The sequence below is a fragment of the Streptomyces sp. NPDC054847 genome, assembly GCF_053610925.1.
Genome location: NZ_JBSGZJ010000599.1, coordinates 1 through 3460, shown reverse-complemented (window position 1 = coordinate 3460; position 3460 = coordinate 1). Strand labels below are relative to the sequence as shown.

Here is a 3460-nt window from a genome sequence, read left to right as displayed (position 1 = left end):
GCCCCGCATTGCGCGGGGCGGCCCTTGCGCATGCCGGAGTGATCCACTTTGGGCTTGAGGGAGCGTGCTGGGTAGACTGCTGAAGTTGCTCGGCGAGGGAGGCCGCACTTTCGTGCGGCGGTCCGTTATCGACGCGCTCTTCGTAGCAGGCCTGTCGTGGCCGGGTGACCGCCACCAGATTTCTGTTCAATACGAGGAGTGCACATGTCCGAGGTGAAGCTCACCGCCGAGCGCCGTTCCGAGTTCGGCAAGGGCGCTGCCCGCCGTATCCGCCGCGACAACAAGGTCCCCGGCGTCCTCTACGGTCACGGCACCGACCCGGTCCACGTCACGCTGCCGGGCCACGAGCTGCTGCTCGCCCTGCGCACCCCGAACGTCCTGATCTCCCTGGACCTCGGTGGCTCGAACGAGCTGGCCATCCCGAAGGCCGTGCAGCGCGACCCGCTGAAGGGCTTCCTGGAGCACGTCGACCTGCTGCTCGTGAAGCGCGGCGAGAAGGTCAGCGTCGACATCCCGGTCCACACCGAGGGTGACCTGGCGCCGGGCGCCTTCCTGGTCGAGCACGTGCTGAACGCCCTGCCGGTCGAGGCCGAGGCCACCCACATCCCCGAGTCCGTCTCGGTCTCCATCGAGGGCCTGTCCGCCGGTGACTCGGTACTGGCCAAGGACATCACGCTGCCCAAGGGCACCACGCTGACGGTCGAGGACGACACCGTCGTCCTGCAGGTCCTGGCCGCGCAGGCCGAGGAGCCGGCCGCCGAGGGCGCCGAGGTCGCGGGCGAAGAGGCTGCCGAGGCCTGAGCCGTAAGCTCTTCCCGAGCTTGACGACTGCCCACGGGGTGGCGGGCTGCGGCCCGCCGCCCCGTTCCCCTGTTCACGGCCATCTCTACGAGGAGACGCAGCACAGATGTCCGACACGAACGCGCCTTGGCTGATCGTCGGTCTCGGCAATCCCGGGCCCGGGTACGCGGCGAACCGCCACAACGTCGGCTTCATGGTGGCGGACCTGCTGGCGGAGCGCATCGGTGGCTCGTTCAAGCGCGCCCAGAAGGCTCAGGCGCAGGTGTTGGAGGGCCGGATCGGGGCTCCCGGGCCGGCCCTCCGGCGGGTGATCCTGGCCAAGCCGATGTCGTACATGAATCTGTCCGGCGGCCCGGTGACGGCGCTGCGTGACTTCTACAAGGTGCCGACGGCGAACATCGTCGCCATCCACGACGAGCTGGACATCGACTTCGGCACACTGCGGCTGAAGCTGGGCGGCGGGGACAACGGGCACAACGGTCTGAAGTCCATGACCAAGGCGATGGGCCCGGACTACCACCGGGTGCGCTTCGGCATCGGCCGGCCGCCCGGGCGGATGCAGGTGGCGGACTTCGTCCTGAAGGACTTCTCCTCGGCGGAGCGCAAGGAACTCGACTACTTCGTGGACCGTGCGGCCGACGCGGTGGAGTGCCTGGTGATCGACGGCCTGGAGCGGGCGCAGGGGACGTACAACTCCTGACCTGATCAAGGCTCCGGGTCCGGCGTGGGTTGCCGACCGTCGCGGCGCTCTCCGGCCACTGGGGTGCGGGTGTCACGCCAGGTCCCGTGCCGTGCAAGAAGGTTCATGTGGATACCGACTTGCTGCCGTGACCGTCGCCGCCGGATCGCGGATCCTCGCGATGCGGCGGCGCATGACGCAAAGTCACTGAGAACGCTGTCCGCCCCGCTGCGGGACGTACCGGAAGCCGACCCCATCGTCGAACTCACCGCACAGGGCCTGGGCAACCGCCCGGCCGCAGATCAGTGGAGGAATCTGGTGGCCGTGGATCTTTCTTTCTACACGTCTCCGCTCTCCGAGGAGATCCGGGACGAGGGCCGCGCGGAAGGCCGCGCGGAGAGCCTCGCGGATGCCATCCTTCTCGTCCTGCAGCAGCGGGGCCTCGACGTCCCCGACGAGGCCCGCGAGCGGGTCGCCACCTGCAACGACACGCAGCTGATGCGCACGTGGCTCGCCCGCGCGGTGACCGCCGCTTCCGCCGAGGCGATCTTCAGGGAGGAGTAGCAGCGGGATTCGGTGAGCGCCTCCATGCGCTCCTCCCGGCGGGCACACGACCCGGTACCGATGAGCCGCGGCCCAGTCGTGCGGGCGCGTGCCTCGGCCCGCGTCCGGGGTCGCGCGGCCTGTCCCCGACCAGCCGGAGTTGACCCGGCGTAGCCCCATGGCCAAGGATCGCGGCCCATGAAGCGGAACTCCTCCGGCCGGATACTGGTCCACGCTCGCAACGCGGTGATGGCGCTCGTCGCCCTCCTGCTGCTGGTCGCAGGTTTCTGGTCGTCCTGGGGCACTGCCCAGCACATCCTGCTCTCCAAGGGCCGTGAGCACGGCACGCTCACCGTCTCCCGGTGCGACGACGACACCTGCACGGGCGCCTACACGCCCCAGGACCCGGCGCCCGACCGCGCGAACGTGACGATCGAGAAGTCCGTCGCGGTGAAGAAGGGCGTCACGCTGGCCGTCGTCCTGAAGCCCGGCACGGTCGAGGCGGTACGCACGGGCCCGGCCGGCGGTCTGTACGCGTGGGTGCCCCTGGGCGGGGCGCTGCTGCTCGCGGCCCTGGTGATCGGCGGCGGGCTGCGGCTGACACGGCTCGCCTGGGGTGCGGCGGGTGTGGGCGGGGCGATGCTGCTGGCGTCGTTCCTGGCGCTCTGACGGTCCGGGCCCGTACGGAGGCATCGAGCGGGCTTCCCGGTTCGGGCCCGGTAGCGGAACGGTGCATTCACCCGATCGTTATCAGGACTATCGGGACGAGGGTGAACTCATGGTGTGTATGCGGCACTTCGCCTCTTGACTGGTCCCCCGGTTCACAGGACGCTGAGCCGCCACCTCCCACGGCCCCTCCACTTCACCTGCCCCAGAGGTATCTCAATGCCCATTCTCAGGACCCGCTGGGCGGCCGCAGCGCTTCCCGCGGCGGCTTCTCTGCTCCTCGTCGCAGGCGCTGCTCCGGCGCTCGCCACCGGCAGCGACCCGTACACCGTGGAGCTGCGTCAGCCGCTTCCGCGTACCGCCACCACGCAGGACGGGGCAGCTCCGCAGGAGGACAACTGCCCCGGTGTCCCGGACGGCAAGGACGGCTGGCACTTCGTGCTGCCCGGCAACGAGTCGGTCTTCGTCAAGCTGACGGTGACGTTCGAGCCCGGCGGGCAGCAGGTCCTCACCTCGTTCGGCCCGCCCTCCGACAAGCACGCCTACGTCGCCTCGGAGCCGGGGGCCACGCTCACCGCTGTCACCGCCGAGGTCAAGGGCGGCGATCTGAAGAAGTTCAACCTCTCGCACACCTGCCCTGCGCAGGAGTCCGGTCCGGGCGAGCCGAGCGACAAGCCGTCCGACAAGCCGAGCGACAAGCCCGGCGAGGAGCCCAGCGGCAAGCCGTCCGACAAGCCCGGCGAGGAGCCGAGCAGCACGCCGGGCGCGCCC

The 3460-nt window shown here is 70.0% G+C and carries 4 protein-coding genes and 1 pseudogene; all 5 read left to right on the top strand.

Annotation, left to right across the window (positions count from 1 at the left end; all coding sequences use genetic code 11):
• The first annotated feature begins 204 nt into the window (after nucleotides 1–204).
• The gene (locus ACWGH4_RS32975; RefSeq protein ID WP_453467323.1) at nucleotides 205–801 is read left to right on the top strand and encodes a 50S ribosomal protein L25/general stress protein Ctc; all 597 of its coding nucleotides are present in this window, start codon (nucleotides 205–207) and stop codon (nucleotides 799–801) included.
• 106 nt (nucleotides 802–907) lie between these two features.
• Nucleotides 908–1501 (top strand): aminoacyl-tRNA hydrolase, encoded by a 594-nt coding sequence (gene pth, locus ACWGH4_RS32970; protein WP_453467321.1) that lies wholly within the window; start codon nucleotides 908–910, stop codon nucleotides 1499–1501.
• A 186-nt stretch (nucleotides 1502–1687) separates the two neighbouring features.
• A pseudogene (locus tag ACWGH4_RS32965) lies at nucleotides 1688–2044 on the top strand (hypothetical protein); the annotation flags it as partial.
• Between the two features lie 177 nt (nucleotides 2045–2221).
• Entirely contained in the window at nucleotides 2222–2692 is a 471-nt protein-coding gene (locus ACWGH4_RS32960) for a hypothetical protein (protein WP_453467319.1), read from the top strand.
• A gap of 216 nt (nucleotides 2693–2908) precedes the next feature.
• On the top strand, nucleotides 2909–3460 hold a 552-nt coding region (locus ACWGH4_RS32955; RefSeq protein WP_453467317.1), incomplete at its 3' end, for an LPXTG cell wall anchor domain-containing protein.